This is a genomic window from Xanthomonas cissicola (assembly GCF_008801575.1).
GTDB classification, from domain to species: Bacteria; Pseudomonadota; Gammaproteobacteria; order Xanthomonadales; family Xanthomonadaceae; genus Xanthomonas; species Xanthomonas cissicola.
Genome location: NZ_VZPL01000023.1, coordinates 20,204 through 44,119, shown reverse-complemented (window position 1 = coordinate 44,119; position 23,916 = coordinate 20,204). Strand labels below are relative to the sequence as shown.

The window sequence follows — 23,916 nt, the reverse complement described above, 5'->3', positions numbered from 1 at the left end:
GTACGTTTCTCTCGGGGGGTCAATTTTCTTGGGACAACAACACTGCCACCGGCGCACGTGCAAACAGCGTAGATAGCGCCACGCGGCCGCGCTGCGATTGCAGCGTGCTGCCATCGAGCACATTACGGTATGTGCCCTCGCCCAATGCCAACGACGCCTGACCCCAGGCGGCAGGCGCCACCAGCAACGGCAGATCGCCCTCGCCCTCGACGCCAGCGCCCAGCCGCGTGACGGCCACCACCAGCGACTGACCGCGGTACTGGCGGCGGAACGCCAGCACCTGCGCATCGCCGCTGACGGTCACGGTCAAGGGCCGGTAGTCGCCCTTCGCAAACAGCGCTGGAAATTCGCGCCGCAACTGCAGCAACAGCGCCGTCAGGCGCGCCTTGACCGCGCCATCGCGCCAGCTGCGCAGCAACGTGTTCCAGTCGCGCGCTTGCTGCAGCCACTGCTGGCGCTGGGCGTAGTCGACCGGGCGGCGGTTGTCCGGGTCCACCAGCGACAGATCCCAGCCTTCGGTGCCCTGGTACAGGTCGGGCACGCCGGGCACGGTCAGGCGCAAGGTGGTTTGCACCAGGCTGTTGCGCGCGCCAGCGGCAGCGATGTGGTTGCTGGCGCGCAGCAGCGCGCGCCGCAGCGGCAGCCCGGCACGGCTGCACAGCACCTGCTCCACGGTGGCCTGCACGGCGTGCTCATAGGCCGGCGAGCCGTCGGTCCAGCTGGTGTGCAGCTTGGCTTCGCGCACCGCCTTGAGCAGCCATTGCGCGATGCGCTCGGCGTAGTCGGCAAGCGGTTCGGTTTGGTCGGCGCCCAGGCCGATCGGCCACGCCGCCACCAGGGTCTGCCATAGCATCTGCTGGTCGCCACCGGCCAGGGCCGGCGATGCCAGCACGTCGGCCAGCGCATCGAACTGGGCGCTCTGCTCGATCCACCAGCGCGGTTGCTCGGACAACACCGCCAGCCGCATGCGCAGGTCTTCGCCGCGCTTGTGGTCGTGCGTGGCGGTGGCCAGCAACGCGCGCGGGTAATGCTTGGCACGCTCGAGATTCTGCGCGTGGAACTCGGCCGCTTCGTTGGCGAAATGGGTGGGGTGGCTGCCGACCTCGTTGCGCGAGAGCAGCACGCCATGCCGGTAGAACGCGGTGTCTTCCACCGCCTTGGCATTGAGCGGTGCGGACAGCTGCTCCACGCGACGGCGCAGGATGCGCCGCAAGGCGATCTGCGCACGGTCTGCGCCGGCATCGTCGAGCAGCCACCGCTCGATCGCATCCACGGCGGCCACGATCGACTCCGGCATCCCGTCGCGCGCCTTTGCAGCGGTGGCGCGCAAACGCTCCGCTTCGCTGCCGGTGATGCCCTTGGCACCGGCATAGGTGCGGTACACCGGGAACCAGCGCAGCAACACGCACAAGCCGCGCGCCAGCATCTGCGGGCTGAACTCGCGCGTGGGCGGATCCAGCCGCGCCAACGCCGACAATGCACCCACGGCGCGATTGAATTCGCTCTGCAGCGGGCCACGCAGGATTTCATCGCGGGCGGTGCGTTCTTCCTGCGCGAAGTCGCCACTGCGCCCGCTCACCTTCTGCCAGGCGCGCGCCAATGGCTTGAAGCCGGCCGCGTCGTGCAGCACGCCGCCCACCTGGTCCATGAAGTCGTAACCGGTGGTGCCATCGCACGGCCAGTCGGCCGGCAGGTGCTCGCCCGGTGCGAGGATCTTTTCCAGGTATAGGCCCAATGTGCCGGGCTTGAGCCCACGCGTGCGGCCGGCCGCATCCAGCCGGCTGCGCAACTTGCGCACATAGCCGGTGGGGTCGGTGAGCCCATCCACATGGTCGATGCGCAAGCCGTCCAGATGGCCTTCGGCCACCAGCCGCAGCGGCAACGCGTGCACCGCGTCGAACACCGCCGGCAATTCCACCCGCAAGGCCACCAGCGAGGTGATATCGAAGAAGCGGCGGTAGTTGAGCATGTCATTGCCCACGCGCCACCAGTTCAGGCGATACGGCTGGCGTTCGATCAACTTGTGCAGGCGGCCGTCGCCGCGTTTGGCGCCGTCGTTGTAGTCGCGCAGCCACTGCGCACGTGCGGCTTTTTCGGGGATGTCCAGCGTCTGCGGACGAATCGGGTAACGCTGGTCGTAATGCGCCAACGCTGCGCTGCCGTCGTCTTCGATCACCAGCGTGATCAGGCCTTCGGCCAGCGCCGTCGCATAGGGGCGATCCAGGACTGCCAGCCACAGCTTGCCGTCGCGCCCGGGCGCGCGCCAATCGATGTCGAACCAGTCGGCGTGCCTGGCGCTGCGGCCATTGCGCAGCACATCCCACCACCACCCATTCTGCGCATGCGTGGCCATGTGGTTGGGCACGATGTCGGCGATCAGGCCCATGCCGTGTTCGCGCGCGGCCTGCGAGAGCGCCACCAAGGCGTCTTCGCCGCCGAGTTCGGGATTGACCACGGTCGGGTCGATATTGTCGTAGCCGTGCGTAGAGCCCGGCACGGCCGTGCCGATCGGCGACAGGTACAGGTGACTGATGCCCAGGCCTGCGTAGTACGGCACCTGCGCGAGCGCATCGTGCAGGGTGAAGCCGGCATGCAGCTGCAGGCGGGCGGTAGCGCGGAGGTCGATCATGGATGCGGTTCCGAAACGGCCGCGACGCGACGCGCCTCGGCAAAGCCCTGCAGCGCCGAACTCAGGCGCGCATGCGGCAGGGGATCGGGCAGGCGTCGACGCCAGTTGGGATGCACTTCGACGGTGCCCGGCAGGTTGGGTTGTTCGTCCAGGGCCAGTGCGTCTTCCACCGGCAACAAGGCCAGCGGCGAGACACTGCTGGCGGTGAAGCGCAACGCGCCCAGCAGCGGGTCGCGCGCATTGCTCAGGCCGGCGTGTTCGACAGCGGCATCCAGCCGTGCCACATCCTTGTCGCGCGCGGCGGCATCGTCGCTGGCCTGTGCAGGCTGGATCAATTCCAGCTTGCGCCGCCATTCGATATCGCGGCCGGTGCGCCAGCCGGTGAGCGTGGGCAGATCGTGCGTGGTGGTGGTGGCGATCGCGTCCGGCCGCCACAGCGCCGGCGAGACGAATGCGCCATCTTCGTTGCGAGTGAACATCAACACATCGATGCCCATCACCCCACGCTGCGAGAGTTCTTCGCGGATACCCGGCGGCACCACGCCCAGATCCTCGCCGATGACGATCGCCCGGTGCCGCCACGATTCCAGCGCGAGCAGGTTGAGCAGATCGTGCAACGGGTAGGCCAGATACGCACCTTCGTTGGAGCTGGCGCCATCGGGCACCACCCATAGCCGCATCAGGCCCAGGATGTGATCGATGCGGATGCCGCCGCGGTCGCGCAGCACCGCGCGCAGCAGCGCGATATACGGCGCGTAGCCGCTGCGCCGCAGCGCGGTGGGCGAATACGCACCGATGCCCCAATGCTGACCATCGGCATTGAAGGCATCCGGCGGCGCGCCCAGTACCAGGCCGCGCAGCACGGTGTCGGCTGCTGCAGCGGCTTCGGCGCCGTTGGGGTCGAAACCCACAGCCAGATCGGCGATCAAACCGATCTTCATGCCGCGCTCGTGCGCCTCGCGTTGCGCATCGGACCAGCTGCGCGCTGCCAGCCATTGCGTGAACACATGCAGCTGCGGATCGTTGTCGCCGAAATCCTGCGCAGCAAAGCGTGCAAAGCCCTGCAGCGCTGCGCCGCCTGCGTTGCGGAAGGCGACCAGATCGGCATGATCGGGCGAAACACGCGTGTACAACTGGCGCAGCAATTCCCACTTGGCGTGCGCCGAGGCCTGCCAGTCGATCAATGCAGCGTTGTGCAAGCCATCGAAACGTTCGCGCAGGCCGGGCACCGCGTTGATTGCATCCAGCGCCAGTTCGCCAAGGATGCGCACCGGTGCGGCATGCAAGGGATCGAGAAAGCGGCGATCGCTGGGCGAATACGGGCTGTAACCGCCCGTCACCGGGCGCGAGGCGTGCACCGGACTCAATGCCAGGGCGTCGGCGCCGGCCAAGGCCGCGTACCGCAACCATTCCACCGTGCCGGCGGCATCGCCGATACCGCCGTCATCCAGGCTGCGTGCCGAGTACACCTGCAGCGCCATGCCCCAGGCACGCGGCGATGGTTGGCCACAGGCATCGGCCACGCTGAAGCAGCGTGGCGGCGCCACGGCCACCTGCTGGGTGATCGCGCCGATCTGCAGCGTCCAGTAACCGAAACGCTGCGGCGCGCGCAGGTGTCCTTGCGCATCGGCGCGTGCGTCTTCGCTGGCGCCACTGTCGTCGGTCCAGCGGCCACCGGCGTGTGCCGCCACGCGCAACGGCAGCGGCTGGCCCACCTGCACCGTCAGCAGCGGCGCCGGCTCGTCGGCCTGCGCCTGGCAGCGGCGCAGGCTATCGGCGCGTTGCGCCGCGGTGGCGGCCGGCAGTTCCAACGCGCTGAGCACTGCATGTACCGATTGCTCGCAGACCTGCCGCGGCTGGTCGCTGGCATCCACCCAATCCACCATCACCCCGGCCGCGGCGGCCAGGGTACCGAGGTCGTCCCCACCGTGATCGCGCGCACTCATGCCTGCGCCTCGTGCCAGGCGATGAAGCCATCGACCGGCAATTGCTGCGCATCGGCAGCCACGTTTTCGACATGCGCCACGCGTCCGCGCAGCGGCGGCAATGGCACCGGCTGTGTGCCGACATTGAAGGCGATATGCCACAGCCCGTCCGGCAACTCCCAGGTGGCGGTCACCGCGCCATCGGCCAGCACGCTGGCACGCACGGCGCGCGCTTGCGCCAGCCCCGGCACCAGCCACTGACGACGCACGTCCAGCAGCGCCTTGAACCAGCTTGCCCACTGCGCGCCGTCGCCATGCGCGGCATCGGCAATCGGCGAACGCGAGGCCGCGAACGTGGCATGGCTGTTCGGGTCCGGAATGGTGGCGCGCTGGGCTTCATCGGCAAACGCGGCGAAGTGCGCGAACTCGCGCCGACGCCCTTCGCGCACCGCCTCGTCCAACGGTGGGCCGAAGTCGGTGAAGAACAGGAACGGTTGCTTGGCACCCCACGGTTCGCCCATGAAGAACAGCGGAATCATCGGCGTCAATGCGGTCAGCGCCAAGGCCGCGCGCAAACGTTGCGGCGACACCAGCACGGTCAGCCGCTCGCCGCGGGCGCGGTTGCCGATCTGGTCGTGATTCTGCGCAAACACCACGAACTTGTGCGGTGGCAAGGCGCCACTGGGTTCGCCCCGCACATGGCCGCGCGGGTCTGGCTCGCCCTGATAGGCAAACCCTTCGCCCAGCACGCGCGCCAGGTGTTCAGTCGGCTTGTCGGCGAACGCAGCGTAATAGCCTTCCTCTTCGCCAGTGAGCAGCACATGCAGTGCGTTATGGAAGTCGTCGTCCCACTGCGCGGTATAGCCACGCTGCAGTTGCGAGGCCTGGTTGGCCTCGTTTTCCAGCACCAGATGCACGTGCCGCCCGGCCGGCAGGCTGGCCTCGATGGTCTCGCGCAAGGTATCCAGGAACGCGTTCGGCGATATCGCATGCACCGCATCCAGGCGCAGGCCGTCGAAACCGTATTCGTGCAGCCACATCAACGCGTTATCGAGAAAATACCGCTGCACCGGCGGCTTGCGGAAATCGATCGCCGCGCCCCACGGGGTGGGCTTGTCTTCGTTGAAGAACGGCGCGGCGTAGCTGTGCAGGTAATTGCCGTCCGGGCCGAAGTGGTTGTAGACCACATCCAGCAACACCATCAGGCCGTGTCCGTGCGCGGCATCGATCAGCGCCTTCAGTTCGTCCGGTGTGCCATAGGCTTCCACCGGTGCATACGGCAGTACGCCGTCGTAGCCCCAGTTGTGCGCGCCGGGAAACGCGCTCAACGGCATCAGTTCGACGGCGGTGATGCCCATTGCCGCCAGCTGCGGCAATTGCGCCTGCACACCGGCATAGCCGCCGCACGTGCCGACATGCACTTCATAGATCACCGCCTCGTCCCACGGCCGCCCCTGCCACTGGGTGTTTTGCCAGGCATAGCCGTCGGTTGGCTGTACCGCGCTGGGGCCGTGCACGCCTTCGGGCTGCCAGCGTGAGGCCGGGTCCGGGACCGGCTCGCCGCCGTCGACGCTGTAGCGGTAACGCGCATCGGCGGCGCAGTCGATGAGGGCGCTGAAGAAACCGTCCTGTCCCGCCTGCAGCGCGCTGCGCGCGCCGTTGGCGAAGACCACGTCCACGTTCTTGGCTTCTGGAGCCCAGAGCGCAAAGCGCACCTGTCCCTCACCCGCCGGCCAGGCGCCCCAGGCCGGTGTGATCGCATCGCGCTGGTTCATTGTTATTTCTCCGCTTGCAGATAGATCGTGGCCAGCGGCGGCAGGGTCAGGCGCAGACGTTGCGCATGCCCATGCATGCCCACCGGCTCGGTCGCCAAGCGACCGCTGTTTCCGAGGTTGCTGCCGCCGTAATGGGCACTGTCGGTGTTGAGGATCTCGCGCCAGAGGCCGGCACGCGGCACCCCCACGTGATAGTCGTGGTGCGGTTGCGGGGTGAGGTTGCTCACTGCCAGCAACGGTGCGCCACCGTCAGGATCGTGGCGGACGAACGCCAGCACGCTGTTGCGCGCATCGTCGGCCACGCTCCAGTCGAAGCCTTCAGCGCGATGGGTGCCGCGATACAGCGCCGGCGTGCGGCGCAGTGCGGCGTTGAGATCGCCCACCAGTTGCTGCATGCCACGATGCCGCACGCCATCCAGCAGATGCCAATCCAGCGACTGGTCGTGATTCCAGTCGGCCCATTGCCCGAATTCGGCGCCCATGAACAGCAGTTTGTCGCCCGGGTGCGCCCACATCAGCGCCAGATAGGCGCGCAGGTTGGCGAAGCGGCGCCAGTCGTCGCCCGGCATCTGCCCGAGCAGGCCACCGGTGCCGTGCACCACTTCATCGTGCGAGAGCGGCAACACGAAGCGTTCGTCGAATGCGTACACCAGCCCGAAGGTGAGCTGGCTATGGTGATGCGCACGTTCGGCCGGGTCGCGCTGCATGTAGCCCAGCGTGTCGTGCATCCAGCCCATGTTCCATTTGTGCGTGAAGCCCAGGCCGCCATCGCTGATCGCGGCGGTCACGCCCGGCCAGGCGGTCGATTCTTCGGCGATGGTGAGCACGCCGGGGAACTGCGTGGCGATGTCGCGGTTGAGCTGGCGCAGGAACGCGACCGCCTCCAGATTCTCGCGGCCGCCATGCGCGTTGGGCACCCACTCGCCTTCGGCACGGCCGTAGTCGCGATACAGCATCGAGGCCACCGCATCCACGCGCAGGCCGTCGAGGTGGTAATGCTCGATCCATTCCAGCGCGCTGCCCAGCAGGTAAGCGGTCACTTCCGGCCGGCCGTAGTTGTAGATCAGCGTATTCCAGTCGCGATGCATGCCTTCGCGCGGGTCGGCATGCTCATACAGCGCGGCGCCGTCGAACTGGGCCAGCCCGTGCGCGTCATCGGGAAAGTGCGCGCTGACCCAATCCAGGATCACGCCGATACCGGCGCGATGGCAGGCGTCGACGAACTGCGCAAAGCCGTCCGGGCTGCCATGGCGCGCGGTGGGCGCATACAGGCCCAGCGGCTGATAGCCCCATGAACCGCCAAACGGGTGTTCGGTGATCGGCAGCAATTCGATATGGGTGAAGCCGAGCTGCTGCACATAGGGAATCAACTGCTCGGCCAGGGTCGGCCAGTCCAGCGGCTGGTTGTGTCCGTCGCGACGCCAGGACGCGGCATGCACCTCGTAGATCGACAGCGGCGCCGGCACGGCGCCGGGGTCGCGGTTGGCCATCCAGGCCGCATCGGTCCAGGCGAATGTGGCGGCGCTGGGCACCACCGATGCGGTTGCCGGCGGCAATTCGGTCTGCCGCGCCACCGGGTCGGCCTTGAGCAGCACCCGCCCATCGGCTGCGGTGACGGCATATTTGTACCGGGCGCCAGCGTCCACGCGCGGCAGGAAGAGTTCCCAGAAGCCACCGATGCGCTGCCGCATCGGATGCCGCCGCACGTCCCATCCGTTGAAGTCGCCGACCACCGCCACGCGCTGGGCATGGGGTGCCCACAGCGCGAAGCGCACGCCCGGCACGTCGCCACAGTGGAGATGCTGCGCGCCCAGCGCACGGCGCAACGCCTGGCCGTCGCCTGCAGCGATCTGCAGCAACAGCGATTCGTCCAGCGTGGCCGCAAACGCGTACGGGTCTTCGACCTCCTGCACCCGGTCTGGCCACACGATACGCAGCCGGTACGGCCCATCGACCGCCAGAGTGCCTTCGAAGACGCCATCGATGGCGCTGGCCTGCATGCGCGCGAGCAGCTTGCCGCGGGGGTCGATCAAGCCCATCGCCTCGGCACCCGGGGCCAACACCCGCACCTGACGGCGGCCATCGGCCAGCAGCTTTGGTCCAAGGACCGCAAAGGCATCGGCCGGCAAGCCGTCGGCCAGGGCTTGCAGGGTCTGCGACATTTCCGAGATCCCTTCCGTGGTCACGCCGTCCGCTTCCGTGCGCTGCTCCTGCCCGCCCTGCCGTTCGCTCATGGCACCGTCGCGAGCGCGGGCGCGGTGGCAGCGGTGTGTTCGTAGAGCGAGAGGTATTTCTTGCCTGCCACGTCCCAACCGCTGGGACGCAGCATGGCTGCGCGCCGCATCGCAGACAACAGGCTGGGCAGGCGGAAGGTGCGGAAGGCGCGCTCCAGGCAGCGGCGCAGGGCTTCGACGCTGGCGTGCTGGAACAGGAAGCCGGTCACGCCGTCGTCCACCGTGTCGATCAGCCCGCCGGTCGCGTGGGCGATCGGCAGGCAGCCGAAGCGCTGCGCATACATCTGGCTCAGGCCGCAGGGCTCGAAGCGCGAGGGCATCAGCAGGAAGTCGGCACCGGCGAACATCCGCCGGGCTAGGCCTTCCTCGAAGCCGATGAAGGCGCCCACCTGGCCGGGATAGCGCCTGGTCAGCTCGGCCACCTGCTGTTCGATCTCCGGCTCGCCGCCGCCGATCACCGCGATCTGGCCGCCAGCGGCCACGATTTGCGGGGCAACCTCGCAGATCAGATCAAGGCCCTTCTGATGCACCAACCGCGAGACCACCGCAAACAGTGGGCCAGTGCTCTCGCGCAGCCCGAATGCCTTGCGTACCTGCGCTGCGTTGGCCTGGCGGCCCTGCCATTGGTTCACGCTGAAGTGCGAATCCAGGTATTGGTCGGTGCGCGGGTCCCAGCTGGCGTCGATGCCGTTGACGATGCCGGTGAGCGCGCCCTTGGCGGCGCGCCCGGCCAACAGCCGGTCCAGGCCGCAGCCCTGTGCCGGGCCGGTGATCTGCTTGGCGTAGCTGACGCTGACCGTGTTGACGTGGTCGGCATTGACGATGCCGCCGCGCAGGAACGACATCTGCCCGTAGAACTCCAACTCGGCCACCCGCTCGGCGGGGATGCCCAGCGCGGCGGCCATCGAATACGGCACCAGGCCCTGGTAGGCCAGGTTATGGATGGTCAGCAGGCACGGCGTGGTGCCGCCGGACCAGCGCACATAGCCGGCCGCCAGCGCGCACGGCCAGTCGTTCAGATGCAGCAGGCGCGGCTTCCAGCCCAGGCCGGCATGGCCGGCCGCGATCTGCGCGGCGGCATGCGACAAGGTGGCAAAGCGAATCGCGTTGTCTTCGAACTCCGAACCGCTGGTGCTCACATAGGGCGAGCCGTCGCGCTCGAACAGTTCCTTGGACAACAGGATGTAGATCGGCAGCCCGTCCGATTGCACGATGCGACCGATGTCGCAAGCCGGCAGCGCGGCATGCGCCAACACGCGACCAACGATCTCCACCTTGCCTGCGCGCTCGAGCACGGCACGGTAGCCAGGAATCAGCACGCGGACGTCGTAGCGGTGGCGCAGCGCGCGCGGCAGCGCGGCCGCCACGTCGCCCAACCCGCCAGCCTTGATGAAGTCCGCCATTTCCGACACCACGAACAAGGCGCCGCGCGTGTCTGCCAACGAGACCGGCAAGCGCTCGTGGTGGCGGATGAAGCGGCCACGCGCATCACGCGGCCGCCCGCTCTTCTTCAGAGTCGGGAGCAGCGTACTGCGCTCTAAGCGTGCGGTAGTAGCGTGAAGCGGCATCATGGCAACCATCTAAACGTCCGTCGTAATGTGGGTGGAGACGGAAAAACGGCGAAGCGAAAACCGCCGTCTGCCGATTCAGCCAGACGACTTGCTACGAGTGAGGAGCGTGGGCAACGCGCGTACTCCACGTCGCCCTTGCAGAGGAATCTACACCCCGACCAAATAAAATATGCGTGAACACGTGCTGACTTTTCTGCGACAGCCCACATTCCTTTACGCACAGTTGCGCATGCCGCAAGGCATAAGTGCCACATTGCAGTGCGATGACATCCCCGGATCGGTGCGTGGGCCGTGACATGCACCGAATACGGGAACGTTCGGCTGCGCTCGCCCTCATCTGGCTAACCGGTTCATCGACGTCTCGCTTCGTTTATCGCGACCGCGCTTCGCCACTGGCCTGCAGGTCGTCGGTGCGCGCTATGGCCCGGCTTGCTCAAGCGCCCCTGCTGCGCGCCGATATCGAGCGTTAGCACAAGACCTCTCGAGACCCTGGCGCATGGCAGACCAGCCCGAACACCCAAGCCGCCCCCGTGGCGGGCTGCGCCGCCTGTTGCCCTGGGGCGGCACGGACACTGCGCGCCCTGCCGCTGCCCTGCCGACGGTGATCAATGGCGAGCGCAGCGGTCACGGCCTGGCTGCGCACCAGCTGGTGCCGGCCAAGGCCAAGTCCGGCGCACACGACCCGGCTGCCGCCACTGCATTGCTGATACGGCTGTTCTCGCATGCCGCGCATCCCGAAGCGCTGCTGCTCGCGTTCGCCGAAGGCGTCGCCAGCCTGCATGGCGAGCTCGGCGACATGGGCGTGCGCCTGAGCGCGGCGTATGCGGCCGGCGATTGGCCCGGCTATGGCCGTGCGTTGCGACAACTCATCGACAAATACATCCGCACCATCGACATCGGCGATTCGCTGGCCGAAGGCCGCACGGAGGCCGAGCAACTGCGCGACCTGCTGCGCCACGCGCTGGGCAATGCCCTGGCCACGCTGCTGCAACGCAGCCCCGAGCTGGCCGAAGAGGCGCAAACGCTGGCATCGGCACTGCGCCACTGGCGCCCGGGACACGAGCTGATCACGCTGGAACAACGCCTGCGCGAACTCAGCCACCAGATCGGCCTGCGCGCCGAAGATGCCAGCGAACAACAGAACCTGTTATTGGGCTTGTTCGACCTATTGCTGGAGAACGTCGGCGAACTCCTCGACGATCGCAGCTGGTTGCAGGGACAGATCACGGTGGTGCGGCAACTGATTTCCGGCCCGCTGGACGTCAGTTCCATCGAACAGGCACGCGGCACCTTGCGCGAGGTGACCTACAAGCAGGGTCTGCTCAAGCAGGGGATCGCCGAGTCCAAGACCGCCATGCGCGAAATGATGGTGTCCTTCGTCGACCGGCTGGACGGCATGGCCACGAGCACTGGCGAATACCACGACCGCGTTGCCGGGTATTCGCAGGCGATCGGCGAGGCGCGCGGCATTCCCGATCTCAACCGGCTGCTGCAGGATCTGCTGCAGGACACCGCCGGCGTGCAGGCGCAGGCCCTGGCGGCGCGCGACGAACTGCTCGCGGCACGCCGGCAGGTGGAAGATTCCGAACAGCGCATCGCCTCGCTCGAACAGGAGCTCAAGGACGTCGCCGGCCTGGTGCGCGAAGACCAACTCACCGGCGCGCTCAACCGGCGCGGCTTCGAAGAACTGTTCCAGCGTGAGGCTGTGCGCACCCAGCGCAGTGGCCAGCCCTTGTGCGTGGCGATGCTGGACCTGGACGACTTCCGCCGCCTCAATGAGACCCACGGCCATGCCGGCGGCGACGCCGCGCTGCGCCATACCGTGGAGGTGGCCAAGGGCGTGCTGCGCACCACCGACGCCATCGCCCGCTTCGGCGGCGAGGAATTCGTCCTGCTGCTGCCGGACTCGACCATTTTCGAGGCCAGTGCGGCAGTGATCCGTCTGCAACGCGCACTGTCGCAGCGCTCGCTGCTGCATGACGACGTGCGCGTGTTCATCAGCTTCAGCGCCGGCGTGGCGCTACGCGGGACCGACGAGACCCAGGACGAGGTCATCCGCCGCGCCGACCGCGCCATGTACGACGCCAAGGCCGCCGGCAAGAACCGGGTGATCAACGCCGATTAGACCGGCGGCGAACCCCGGTGCGCCCGAGCAATCGCCGCACGGTGTTTACCGTGCTGGCTTGTCTGGCGGCTCGCCGCGCATCAATGCGCGGGCTTGCTCCCGCGCAGCTTCTGAAACAGCATCACCGCGCCCAGCACGAGCGCACCGGCGACCACGCCGACCAGCATGTTGCCCAGCGCTTCGACCAGCCAGCCCATGCTGCCGGACGACTTGGCCAGGTCCACCACCAGGTGATGCAGCGCCGGGATGTTGTGCACCAGGATGCCACCGCCGACCAGGAACATCGCCAGCGTGCCGGCCATCGACAGGAACTTCATCAACCACGGCGCCGCCACCAGGATGCCGCGACCCAGGGCCGCCAGCGCGGCACCCTTCCTGGTCAGGTACAGGCCCAGGTCGTCCAGCTTCACGATCGCGGCGACCACGCCGTAGACGCCGATGGTCATCGCCAGCGCAATGGCCACCAGCACCGCCACCTGCTGCCCGAAGGACACCTCCGAGACCACGCCCAGCGAGAGCACGATGATCTCCGCCGAGAGGATGAAATCGGTGCGGATCGCGCCCTTCACCTTGTCCTTTTCCAGCGCCACCACGTCCACGTTCTGGTCGGCCAGCGCGCGGGTGCGTTCGGCATGCCGCTGCGCTTCCTGCTCATCGTTGTGCAAAAACTTGTGCGCCAGCTTTTCCACGCCCTCGAAGCACAGGTAGGCGCCACCGATCATCATCAGCGGCATGACCAACGGGACGTTGTAGCCGCGCCCGCGCAGCCACGCTTCCAGCGCGCTGATCGCCAACGCCGCCGGCACCAGGATCATCTTGTTGACCAGCGAGCCCTTGGCCACGGCCCACACCACCGGCAGTTCGCGGTCGGCGGTGACGCCGGTGACCTGCTGCGCATTGAGCGCCAGATCGTCGCCCAACACGCCTGCGGTCTTCTTGGCCGCAACCTTGGTCAGGATGGAAACGTCGTCCAGCAGCGTGGCGATGTCGTCGAGCAGGGTGAACAGGCTGGCACCGGCCATGCGGAGATCCTTCTAGGGTGGTCGCAAATTCTCGCCGATCCCGCACCTGCGTGGGGTGATGAGCGGCCATTGCGCGGTCGTTGCATGCTGTTGGCGGGGCGATGCAGGCACCGCCGCGCCTGCGCTTGCGGCCGTTCGTACTCGCCTTGGGCAGGTTTGCCTGCGGTGTGCGGGAGCGCGCGGATTCACTACGCGACGACCCGTCGCTGGCCACACTCGCCGCCTGCATGACGCCCCGGAGATGGCCTTGAGTCAGAACGACCCGCACCGCGCCCCGGCCGCAAGCCCAGCAGATCATGCCGTGGTTGGCGGCATGAGCCGGCGCACGCAGATCCTGCGCTTGTTGTTGCGCTATCGCGGCTCGGGCGTGTTCGCTGGCATGAACCTGGACCCGGCGGCCATCAACGAATACGAGGTGCCCGCAGAAGGCACCCCGGACCAGTTCGTCTCAGACCTGGAATCGCTCGGGCCCACCTTCGTCAAACTGGGGCAGATGCTGTCGACCCGGCCGGACATCGTGCCGCCGGAATTTGCCACCGCGCTGGAGCGCATGCAGGAGAACACCAGCTCGGTGCCGGTGGAGCGCATCCGCCAGATCATCGAAGAAGAGCTCGGGGTCTCGGTCAACAAGGCGTTCTCGTTCTTCGACCCGGTCCCGTTGGGCTGCGCCTCGCTGGCGCAGGTGCACCGCGCTGCGCTACGCGACGGCACGCCAGTGGCGATCAAGGTGCAGAAACCCGAAGTGGCCGCGCAGGTGCGTTCGGATCTGGACGTGCTCAAGAGCTTCGCCACCGCCGCCGACCGCCTGACCGGCATCGGCCGGCGTGTGCGCTTTGCCGACTGGCTGGGCGAATTCGGCAAGACCCTGCGCGCCGAGCTCAACTACGAAGACGAAGCCGAAACCCTGGCGCGCTTCGGCAAGCACCTCAAGCCGTTCCCCTTGCTGTGGGTGCCGCAGCCGGTGTGGGACCTGAGCAGCCGCAAGGTGCTGACGATGCAGCTGGCCGAAGGCGTGCGCGTGGACAAGATCTCCGGCCTGCGCCGCACCGAACAGCCCATGGACGAGCTGGCCGCGGAACTGGTCAAGGGGTATCTGGACCAGATGTTCGTGCATGGCGAAATCCATGCCGACCCGCATCCGGGCAATTTGCGCGTGCTGCAGGACGGGCGCCTGGCCATCTTCGACCTGGGCATGGTGGCGCATGTGCCGCCGCGCCTGCGCGAGCGCCTGCTCAAGTTGCTGTTTGCCGCGGTCGATGGGCGCGGCGAGGAAGTGGCCGAAGAGACCATTGCGCTGAGCACGCGGCTGGAGGATTACGACGAAGAGCGCTACCAGCGCGAAACCGGGCAGATGATCGCGCGCTACGCAGCGCACGATGCCACCTCCGAAGGCCGGGTGGTGCTGGATCTGGTGCGCATCGCCACCTCGACCGGCCTGCGGACGCCGCCGGAGTTGAGCCTGCTCGGCAAGACCTTGCTGAACCTGGAGGGCGTGTGCCGCGCGTTGTCGCCTACGCTGGATACGCGCCGCATCGTCGAGCGCCATCTGCAGCACGTGATGCGCGCGCGCCTGAAGAAGTCCCTGTCCGCCGCCAACCTGGCCAGCGAGGCGATGGAACTGCAGCATCTGGTGCGCGAAGGACCGCGCCGCATGTCCGAGATCCTGTCGCTGGCTGCGGAAAACCGCCTGCAGATGCGCGTCACCGGGCTGGAAGAATCGCACCTGATGGAAAGCCTGCAGAAGATCGCCAACCGCGTTGCGGCGGGCATCGTCACGGCCGCGCTGATCATGGCGTCGGCGCAGATGATGCGCATCGAAACCGGCTTGAAGCTGTGGGGCTATCCGGCCATTGCGATGGTGCTGTTCCTGCTCGGGGTGGTACTGGGCCTGGGCATCGTGGTCAGTGCGCTGCTGTTCGACCGCCGCGTGCGTGCGCGCGAAGAGCGCGGGCACCGCTAGTCGTCAGGACCAGCTGCAGCATGTGGGCGCCTTGGTGCCCCGTAGTCAGGTGTTTGTGACCATCGCGCGCGTTGCATCGTGCTCGGTGCAACTGATTGCAAGCGTCCTGCGCGCACCATCGCTTGCGCACATCTTCTCGCTAAGGGTGGCAACGCCGCAGCGAGCACAACCACTATCACGCATGGGCGCAATGCATCTTGGCGCCACCTGCGTTTCAGCAGCGCCGCGCGGCTTGGTACGTGGCTATGCGTAACCGCTGTCCGGCGATGCGGGGCCAGAGGTCACGCCGGGTCTTGGCCACAACAAACATTTCAGTCAGCTTGGGCGCGGCATAGTCCATCATCCGGGTGTCACATGGCAGGTGGTGCACAGGACATGGCGAGCAAGGCGTCCGGTACGCGCTCGCATCATTCCCCCACGGACGCTGCGCATGCATTGGATGTTGTTGGTTTCTTTGTTGCTCTTGCTGTGGCTATTGGTCGCCTCTCCGCGTCTGGCATGGCTCAAGGCTGGCCTGTTGTCGCTCTTTCTGCTGCTGCTCAGCGCCTGGGGATTGGTCGACCGGCTCAGCGGCGACGGCATCAATGCAGCCACGCTGTATCACCTGCGCGCCGACATGGACGGCGCCGGCGTGAGCGATTTTTCCGGCTATATCGCGGTTTTCGTCGGCATGCTGTTGCTCTCGCTGAGCCCGCTGTTGCTGGTGCGGATACGACGCTTCCAGCGTCCGCGTGGTGGCGGCGCCGTGTTCGCAGGCTTCGTGGGCATGTTGCTGGTCGGCATCGCCGCAAGCCCGCTGTATCGCGATGGCAAACGCCTGTACTACCAGCTGCGCCCGGTCGATTACGCCACCGTGGTGCCGGAATACCAAGTGCCGCAGCAACCGCTGCACAAGCGCAAGAACATCGTCTGGATCTACGGCGAAAGCCTGGAGCGCACCTACTTCGACGCACAGGTGTTTCCAGGCCTGATGCCCAATTTGCGCGCGCTTGCGACCGAAGCGGTGGACGTGCGCAATCTCGCCTCCACCGAAGGCAGCGGCTGGACCATCGCCGGCATGGTCGCCTCGATGTGCGGCGTGCCGCTCACCACCGCGCCGGGCGATGAAAACAGCATGGATCGCATGGGCATGTTCCTGCCCGAAGCCCGCTGCCTGGGCGATTACCTCAAGGACCAGGGCTACCGCAATCATTACGTGGGCGGTGCCGATGCCAGCTTCGCCGGCAAGGGCCGTTTCCTGTCCAGCCATGGCTTCGACGCGGTGCATGACGTGCACTATTTCCAAGACCAAGGTGTCGCGCCGAAGCATTTTTCCGCATGGGGCGTGCACGACGATGTCCTGCTGGACGATGCCTGGGATACCTTCCAGACGCTGTCGCGTGCCGGCCAACCCTTCCTGTTGACCACGCTGACCATGGACACCCACCATCCGGCCGGCCACCTGCCATCGGCGTGCAAAGGCCAGCAGTACGACAGCCCACTGGGCGATATCGGTCTGCTGCATGCAATCAAATGCAGCGACCGTTTGATCGGCGAACTGGTCGCGCGCATCCGCAACAGCCGGTATGGCAAAAACACCATCATCGTCATCGCCTCCGATCATCTGGCCATGCCCAACGACCTGAGCGACGTATTGGCCAAGCAGAAGCGCGAGAACCTGCTGCTGTTCCTGGGCGAGGACATTGCGCCACAACAGGTCGTCACGCGCGCGGGCAGCACGCTCGATTCGGGCGCAACGCTGCTGCAGTTGCTGGAACCTGGCATGCGCACGCTGGGCTTTGGCCGCTCGTTGCTGGCCAGCGATGCCCCACCCAGTGCCAGCGCGGCCGCCAGCCGCGACAGCGGCAAGGACTATCCGCGCTATCTGGCCTACGCGCGCACGCTGTGGACCGGGCGTAGTACGCGCATGCTGCGCATCAATGGCAATGGCGATGTGGTGGTCGGCGTGCAACAGGTGCGCCCACCGGTGCTGCTGGAATACGACAAGGACACCAACCTGAAAACGGTGTACCTGGAAAACACCTCGCGTCAGTTCGACCGCACGCATTCCAAGGGCACGCTGGCCTATGTGGATCGCTGCACGGCGTTCGAAGACGGCTCGGCCGATGGCGACTGGTGCGCACTGGTGGTGGACCGCCACCAGAGCATGAAGCTGTATCGCGACCCGGACCTCGCCCGCGGCATCGCCATCGACGCGCCGCTGGAGGCCACCCAGCAAGGCCCGCGTCCACGCGTGCGCCAGCCCATCATGCTCACCCAGGCAGCGCGCAAGACCGATGCCGGCCGCTACATGCTCGAGCTCTACGCCAAGCGCCGGCCCACGCGCGCGTTCTGGGTGGAAGCGGTGTCCTCCGAACGTAAGGTCGTGCTGGCACAGCAATGGGTCGTGCCCGACGCCGCCGGGCGCATCCGCATGCCGGTGGGCCTGGAACATGCGGTGGAAGACCTGGAGATCCGCGCCTGGCTGGACTACACCGAAGACGTCAGCGTGGACGACCTGGCCTTGGTCAAGGACATCCCGGTGGCGGATCGCTCCTGATGCGCCCAGATGCATCCAGCGATAGTCAGGCATGGTTGCGCAATCAGCGCAAGCCGATCGACTCGCCGTTGCGCAGCCCTGGCAGACCTCGCCAGCTCAGTCATCGGACGCAGGCGCACCATCTCCCGCCTCGCGCGCCACGGCTGCACCTGCACGACTGAAACGGATCTCCTGCGGCGACTGCAACGCAATGCCCACCGTCGCCATGCGCTGCAGCAGCGCGAAGAACAACTGGCTGCGCACGCCATAGGAATCGCGCGGGCTGCTCACGTAGGCGAACGAATTGAAATTTACGTGCCCGCCGGCCAGCGAATCGATGAACACCGATGGCGCCGGTTCGGCCAGCACCTTCTCGTGCTCGGCAAACAAGGCCAGCAACATGTCGCGCACCTTGGCCACGTCGGTTTCCAGCGGCACCGAGAACTGCAACTGCACACGGCCCATCGGATTGGACAGCGTCATGTTGCGCACACTCTTGGTGATCAACTCCGAATTGGGCACGATCAACGTGGAGCGGTCGCCCACCTGGATTTCGGTCGCACGCACGCTGATCTTGCGCACGTCGCCTTCCTGATCGCCGATACGCACCCAATCGCCGATCTTCACCGGCCGCTCGGCCAGCAAGATCAATCCCGACACGAAGTTCTGCGTAATCGCCTGCAGACCGAAACCGATACCCACCGACAGTGCGCTCAATACCAGCGCCAATCGCTTCAAATCCAGACCCAGCGCCGTGAGCCCCCACACCGCCACGATCAGCCAACCCAGATAGCGCGCCACCGTGCTGATCGAATTCCGCGCTCCCGCATCCAGTTCGGTCTTGGGCAGATAGGTGTTGAGCAGCCACTTCTGCACGATATGGACCAGGCCCATGCTGAGCAGGAACACGCACAGCGCCCTGGCCACGTCGCCGGGCGTGATGACAAGTTCCTTGCCAATTGCAATACCGTGCGAAACGTTTTCCAACCAGCCGGTCACTGCGGCGAGGTTGGCGCCGTACGGCGTCACCAGCGCGGCAATACCCAGCAGCACCAGCAGCACGCGTACTGCCGCAGAGATCAATAACCCCACCTGCACCAACCGCCCGCTGCCGACATTCAGTGCATGCGACAGCGCACGGCTGAAACGGCTCTCCGGCTTGAACACCCAGGTCGTCAGGTCGTCGGCAAACATCACCAGTAGCGCGAGCACGCTGCACACCAGGGTGATCCAGATGATCTGCTGCTCGACGAACAGGGCCAGATTGATGTAGCCGAACAAGGCCGCCACCAACGCGAAGATCACCGCCAGATGGCCCAGCAGACGGATCAACACGATGTAACCGCCGCCACGCGACACCACCGGCGGTGGTGCGCTGCTGTCCGCATCGGCCGCACCCACGTTTGCGGCATGAGCGCGCAACGACAGGGTCAGGCCAGCCAGTGCCGACAGGATCAATCCCGCATACAACAGCGCCGCAACCGCATCGGTAGCGATCGTCAATGCGCCGCTGCTGCGCGCTACGTCGTTGATTCTGATCGCCATACCGCTAAACCAGCTCACCGCCGCCGTGGCAAGACAATGCAGGCGCAAACGATCGACAGTTGCATCGTCCAACGGGAACAGACGCCAGGTGGGCTGGTGCTTCATCAACAGGCTGGCGCTGAGCGAACCGACGAAGGCCGACACGCAACTGATCACTACAAATGCACTCAGCAGCTGCTCCAGATCCGTCGGCAGCTCACTCAGTGCGCGAACGCTCTCGGCCAATGCCCATGCCGCCATGCCCAGCGTCATGGTGCCGACCAACAAGAACCACAGTGCAAGGCCGGAGCGCCGCAAGCGGCCGCCGGGCGCACGCGAGGCCGCATACCGCCGCCCCAGATGACGCAGGAAGATGCGCAACGGAAATGCCAGCATCAATGCCGCCAGCGTCCCGATCACCAGACCGGCGATACCGTTGGTCGCTGTGCCGGTGCGCATCGCCTGTACGGCCTTGTCGGACAGCGCCTGCAGGCGCGCGCGGTCGTCGGGCCATTCCTGCGCGATCTCATTCCACAACGCGGGCGACAGCGGCGAGGCAGCGCGCGCGGAGAGCTTCTCGCTGAAGCGCTGGGCGCGCTCGCCTTCGAGCCGGTCGGCGAGATCCTTGGCATCCAGTGCCAGCAGGTTCGCCCGCTTGAGCTCGGCATCCAGTCCGTTGCGCTCGCGCGTGAGCGCGCGGCGTTGGTCGCGTAGATCTGGTGGGTCGGTCTTCTGCTCTTCGCCAAGCCCGGCCAGCCGCACAGACAGCTCCTTCAACGGAGGCTCCAGCGAGCGCGCCAGATCCTGGGCCTGGCGCTGCGCGCCGGTGACATCGTCAGCCAGCTTGCGCAACTGGTCGGTGTCGGATTTTTCCATCCCCGCTTCGGCTTGGGTCAGCACCTTTTGCATGCTGTCCAGTTGGGTCTGCGCGGTCTCCAGCACCGTGTCCTCGTCCTGGGCCACAGCCGTGCCAATACAAACCATCCACAGCGCGGCCAGCAACAATAGACGCCGCAACAAGCCCTGGCGGGCACCACAGGTAAATCGGAATTCGGACACAGGCAGGCATCGAACAGGCGCGGGCAACCGCGGGTGCCGGCATCTTAAGGCACCGCCCTTGATCGAGCCGATCGCCCGGCGCCGGTGATTCAGCCGCGGCAGTCTGCGTCCGCGAACCGATCGGACGATCTCGCCGCACCGCGGCGATGGCGGAGGAGGACCCTGCTAGCGCATGAATGGGCATGCCGCGTTGTCACTTTGCGACAACACGCCGCTGACGCAGAATCAAGCCACCGCTGCGGCAGACGCAGCGGATGACCGCGAAGGAGATCCTCTATGCAGATTCAGATCCAGACCGACAAGCACGTGCCGCACGATCCGTCTGTTGTGGCGCATGTCGAAAAGACCTGCACCGCCCAGCTGGCGCATTTCGCCAGCGACATCACCCGGGTGGAAGTGCATTTGCGTGATGAGAACGGCCAGCGCGGCGGCGCGGCGGATCGAACCTGCAGCATCGAAGCGCACGTCGCCGGCCTGCCGCCGATTGCAGCCACCAACAGCGCCGAAACGACGGCCTCTGCCGTGACCGGAGCTGCGCGCAAGCTGCGCACTGCCATCGAACATGCACGCGGCAAGCAGCACTCCAAGGCCACCGCACCGCCGCCGGACATGCTTTGATCTGATCTGGAAGTTGGCACATCGCCCCGGCTGCTGCCAACCTTTGCACCGATGGCATCGCGGTACGTCATCCGCGATGCGCGGAGCGCCACTCCAAACGCTGCGACCCCTAAACGGCATCGGTTCGTCGCACTCACCCTGCGGCGGGCCGAATGCTCTGAATAAGGGGGCCTGCGGAACGCTTCCAATCCTAAGCACCAGGCCCGTTTATAAAGCATATCGATCTACGATCTGGCACTTATGCAGCGGCGGCCCAGACTTCCGGCCACTTACCGGCGACTCGGATAACCCGCGTAGCGATAAGCTGAGCCCACCCGGCCGGGTGCAATGTAAGCCTAGACGCCTTACCCCATTGCGCAGGCAACGCTGAAGATACGCGTCTGGTTTGCTGCCAACAGCAGCACTGCATTATGTAGTGGGCCGGCTGCAGACGAATCGGACTCGCCTTGAACCGTTCGGGCTTCGATATCCCTTGGAAGTCTGAAAACTTGGCGGGATTGCAGCTTGCTGGCTTAGCGATCTCATGCAGCCACCTGCTTTGCAGGTCCGCACCACGCGCCCCGGACGATCGCTCAAACAAGCGAACCCCGCCACACCGCCATCGATCCGCACCAGAGCGCCGGCGTCGGCCCCACTGATGCATCGCGCGACGCTGCCAGGACGCGCACGCCTGTCTTCGGCCGTGCGAAGACGGCCGCGGCACCAAACATATTTGGCCCGCACACGCGAATTGGTTGTTCGGATGTGGAATGAGCGTTTCGCAAGGCGCGCATCCAGATTCCCTGGATTTATGCGAACTTCAAGCTCGCCGACGACGATGATACAAACCACAAGGCGGCGCTGGATAGCAGGTACGCCTGGCGCCTCGATTGCGAGCGAAGAAGTCACGCCGTCATTGCAAGGGCAGCTGAGCACAGCATATGCACCATGCCGGGTCGGCGTGCCGCACATCACGCATGATCGCCCGATCGACGCGTCTGGCTGCGAAGCGATCTTACACTGCAATCGGGACGCTCGCCGCCACGCCCGTCTTGATGAGGTACCCATCGTCCGGCGCCATCGATCAGTCGGCATGCGAGCCGAGGGCGACGCATGCCGATATCCCACCAACGCGAGGACATGCCGTGATGAAGATCGCCTCAGCCAGTACCTCCCAGCAACCGCAGGCGACAAGCGGCAACATTGTGATAGAGATACCGGCATAATAACGCAACGATACATCGACGCCTAGGATCGATTCCCCCTTATCCGCCCTGCCGCCCAGACCTTCGGGACGACGCAATAGCGCAGGCAGCGACAGCGGTTATGAAGCCGCCACCGACGCAGACCTGTCTGCCCCCTATGGAAGTCCGCGGCCGCATGCTTCGCTGCGCGGGGAAGACAGCAGCAGCGAGCGATTCTATGACGCTGAAGACTCCTTTGAACCATCGGCTCCACCGTCACGTACCCAGCAACACGCTGCACAACGTGGTTCCCAAGCGCATGCATCGACCTCAGCGACGGGCGCTGCGCGCTTAGGCACACTGGCCGCTTCGATCCGGGCAGGTGAAACCCGTGGAGTCACCACCATCCTTGGACCCAGCGCGATGGCGGTCGCAGCTGCGGCGCGTGGTGTACTGCCGATCAGCTTCGACAAACAATACCTGGGCGCTGCGCTGGGACATCTCGTGCACCAGACCACCTCCGTGGGCCCAACCACGTTCGTGCGCGAGTTGCTGGGCAAAGGACTGTTTGCCGCCCTTCGCCAGTTCCCACCCGAAGCGGTCGTCGCCATGCAGGCGGTGTCGGGTACGCTGCATCTGGCGCTGCATACGCTGCGGCGCAACCGCGAGAACCGCAACCCCGACGCCGCCGCCCGAGGCTTTCACAACCTTAATCTTGAGCAGTGGGAAGCGCTGTCCGAAGACGAACGTCACCACAAGAGGAGCGAGCAGCAGCATTACTCGGATCTGGTCACCCGGCTCGCGCCGGCCGGCATCTTGAGCAATATCGCCATAGGCGCTGCAGGCAAGGCCTCCGGCCGACCGGAGCTGGCGGCCAGGCTGCTGGCCGGTGAGCTCAAGATCGCCCCCTATGCAGCGGCCCGCGATGCCATCCAGGCGACGTTCCGCATGGTGGGAATGCGGGCACCGACCAACGGTGGCGTCAGCGATCCCCACGTCACCAGTGCAGGCAGGTTTTACGCCATGGCCAACGTCCTGACCAACCTGGCATCCAATGAGCTGGAGTTACCAGACTTTGCATCGGCCAGGCAGCGCTGGGCGGGATTGATGTCGCCCTTCAACATGGGAGAGGCGACCAACGTCGTCTTTCGGCAAGCGGCAGTGAACGCGGCCTTGAATGTCGGCCTGGAGACAGCAGACTGGCTCCATGTCACCCAGCACGAGGCCGACGAAGCCGGTACGCAGCAGATCTGGGAACCAACCTTGAAGGCCAGGCGCGAGGACTATGAGCGGGTCATGGACCATTCTGTCGCGCGCACCGCCGCCATCAATTCCAGCATCGCATTTGGTACAGCCGTCAACATGATTGGCACCTGGCTCGGTTTGTCGCCAGCACGCAGCGCATTGCTCTCCAATGCGTTGTCCGGCATGGCCGCCGGCATGCAGTACAAGATCATTGCCGGCACCTGGCAGGCTGCAGCGGCAGTCCGCGAGGCCGAAGCAGCTCGCACGCAAGCTGAGTAAGCGTGACCGCGCGCCGCGGTGGCCATCGAGCAGCCGTCGGTCAGGCCAGCATCCGACCGCCGCACACGCACTGCCGGATTACCGGCAGTGCGTGTGCGGCAGCTATGTGATGGCTCCACGCGCAGCCTCCAGCACATACTGAGATCCATTAGGTGGCGACGAACGGCGGAGATTGACCTCACTTCAATCACCGCATGCGCGACGACAAGGTAAACGCGCTATTTCCGCAGATATTTTCGTATCAGCGTGTCGCCGCCTTGCACGATCCT

General features: G+C 66.1%; 12 protein-coding genes. 5 read left to right on the top strand and 7 right to left on the bottom strand.

Annotated elements, in window-relative coordinates; genetic code table 11:
- Positions 1-19 precede the first annotated feature (19 nt).
- Genes treY through glgA form a run of 5 tightly spaced genes read right to left on the bottom strand, consistent with a single transcriptional unit; the run spans position 20 to position 10,143 of the window.
- Positions 20-2,629: a malto-oligosyltrehalose synthase gene (gene treY, locus F7R02_RS11860; RefSeq protein ID WP_078590202.1), complete on the bottom strand. Its 2,610-nt coding sequence runs from the start codon at positions 2,627-2,629 to the stop codon at positions 20-22.
- Positions 2,626-4,575 carry a 4-alpha-glucanotransferase gene (locus F7R02_RS11855; RefSeq protein ID WP_078590203.1) on the bottom strand — a complete coding sequence of 650 codons (1,950 nt, stop codon included), beginning with the start codon at positions 4,573-4,575 and terminating at the stop codon, positions 2,626-2,628. The genes treY and F7R02_RS11855 overlap by 4 nt, the downstream gene beginning before the upstream one ends.
- Positions 4,572-6,329, bottom strand: coding sequence for a malto-oligosyltrehalose trehalohydrolase (gene treZ, locus F7R02_RS11850; protein WP_078590204.1), 1,758 nt, complete (start codon positions 6,327-6,329; stop codon positions 4,572-4,574). Before treZ ends, F7R02_RS11855 begins: the two co-directional genes overlap by 4 nt.
- Positions 6,330-6,331: 2 nt before the next feature.
- Positions 6,332-8,563 (bottom strand): 1,4-alpha-glucan branching enzyme, encoded by a 2,232-nt coding sequence (locus tag F7R02_RS11845; RefSeq protein WP_078590205.1) that lies wholly within the window; start codon positions 8,561-8,563, stop codon positions 6,332-6,334.
- Positions 8,560-10,143 carry a glycogen synthase GlgA gene (glgA, locus tag F7R02_RS11840; RefSeq protein WP_007967777.1) on the bottom strand — a complete coding sequence of 528 codons (1,584 nt, stop codon included), beginning with the start codon at positions 10,141-10,143 and terminating at the stop codon, positions 8,560-8,562. The genes F7R02_RS11845 and glgA overlap by 4 nt, the downstream gene beginning before the upstream one ends.
- A 487-nt stretch (positions 10,144-10,630) precedes the next feature.
- Between glgA and F7R02_RS11835 the strand changes: the two genes are divergently transcribed.
- Positions 10,631-12,259, top strand: coding sequence for a GGDEF domain-containing protein (locus F7R02_RS11835; RefSeq protein ID WP_078568479.1), 1,629 nt, complete (start codon positions 10,631-10,633; stop codon positions 12,257-12,259).
- An 80-nt stretch (positions 12,260-12,339) separates the two neighbouring features.
- Here the strand turns inward: F7R02_RS11835 and F7R02_RS11830 are convergent, their stop codons facing one another.
- On the bottom strand, positions 12,340-13,281 hold the full coding sequence (locus tag F7R02_RS11830) for a DUF808 domain-containing protein (RefSeq protein ID WP_078590206.1): 942 nt from the start codon (positions 13,279-13,281) through the stop codon (positions 12,340-12,342).
- A 58-nt stretch (positions 13,282-13,339) separates the two neighbouring features.
- Here F7R02_RS11830 and F7R02_RS11825 point away from each other — a divergent pair, with 58 nt between their 5' ends.
- Positions 13,340-15,241: an ABC1 kinase family protein gene (locus tag F7R02_RS11825; RefSeq protein WP_170913532.1), complete on the top strand. Its 1,902-nt coding sequence runs from the start codon at positions 13,340-13,342 to the stop codon at positions 15,239-15,241.
- 430 nt (positions 15,242-15,671) lie between these two features.
- On the top strand, positions 15,672-17,780 hold the full coding sequence (locus tag F7R02_RS11815; protein WP_078583563.1) for a phosphoglycerol transferase I: 2,109 nt from the start codon (positions 15,672-15,674) through the stop codon (positions 17,778-17,780).
- 96 nt (positions 17,781-17,876) lie between these two features.
- Here the strand turns inward: F7R02_RS11815 and F7R02_RS11810 are convergent, their stop codons facing one another.
- A complete protein-coding gene (locus F7R02_RS11810) occupies positions 17,877-20,267 on the bottom strand; it encodes a DUF3772 domain-containing protein (RefSeq protein ID WP_235857426.1) in 2,391 nt (796 codons plus the stop codon).
- A 351-nt stretch (positions 20,268-20,618) separates the two neighbouring features.
- Between F7R02_RS11810 and F7R02_RS11805 the strand changes: the two genes are divergently transcribed.
- Both F7R02_RS11805 and F7R02_RS11795 read left to right on the top strand, forming a co-directional pair.
- Complete coding sequence (locus F7R02_RS11805) at positions 20,619-20,960, top strand: HPF/RaiA family ribosome-associated protein (RefSeq protein ID WP_007974834.1); 342 nt, start codon at positions 20,619-20,621, stop codon at positions 20,958-20,960.
- 1,667 nt (positions 20,961-22,627) lie between these two features.
- Complete coding sequence (locus F7R02_RS11795; protein WP_172397255.1) at positions 22,628-23,647, top strand: hypothetical protein; 1,020 nt, start codon at positions 22,628-22,630, stop codon at positions 23,645-23,647.
- Positions 23,648-23,916 lie beyond the last annotated feature (269 nt).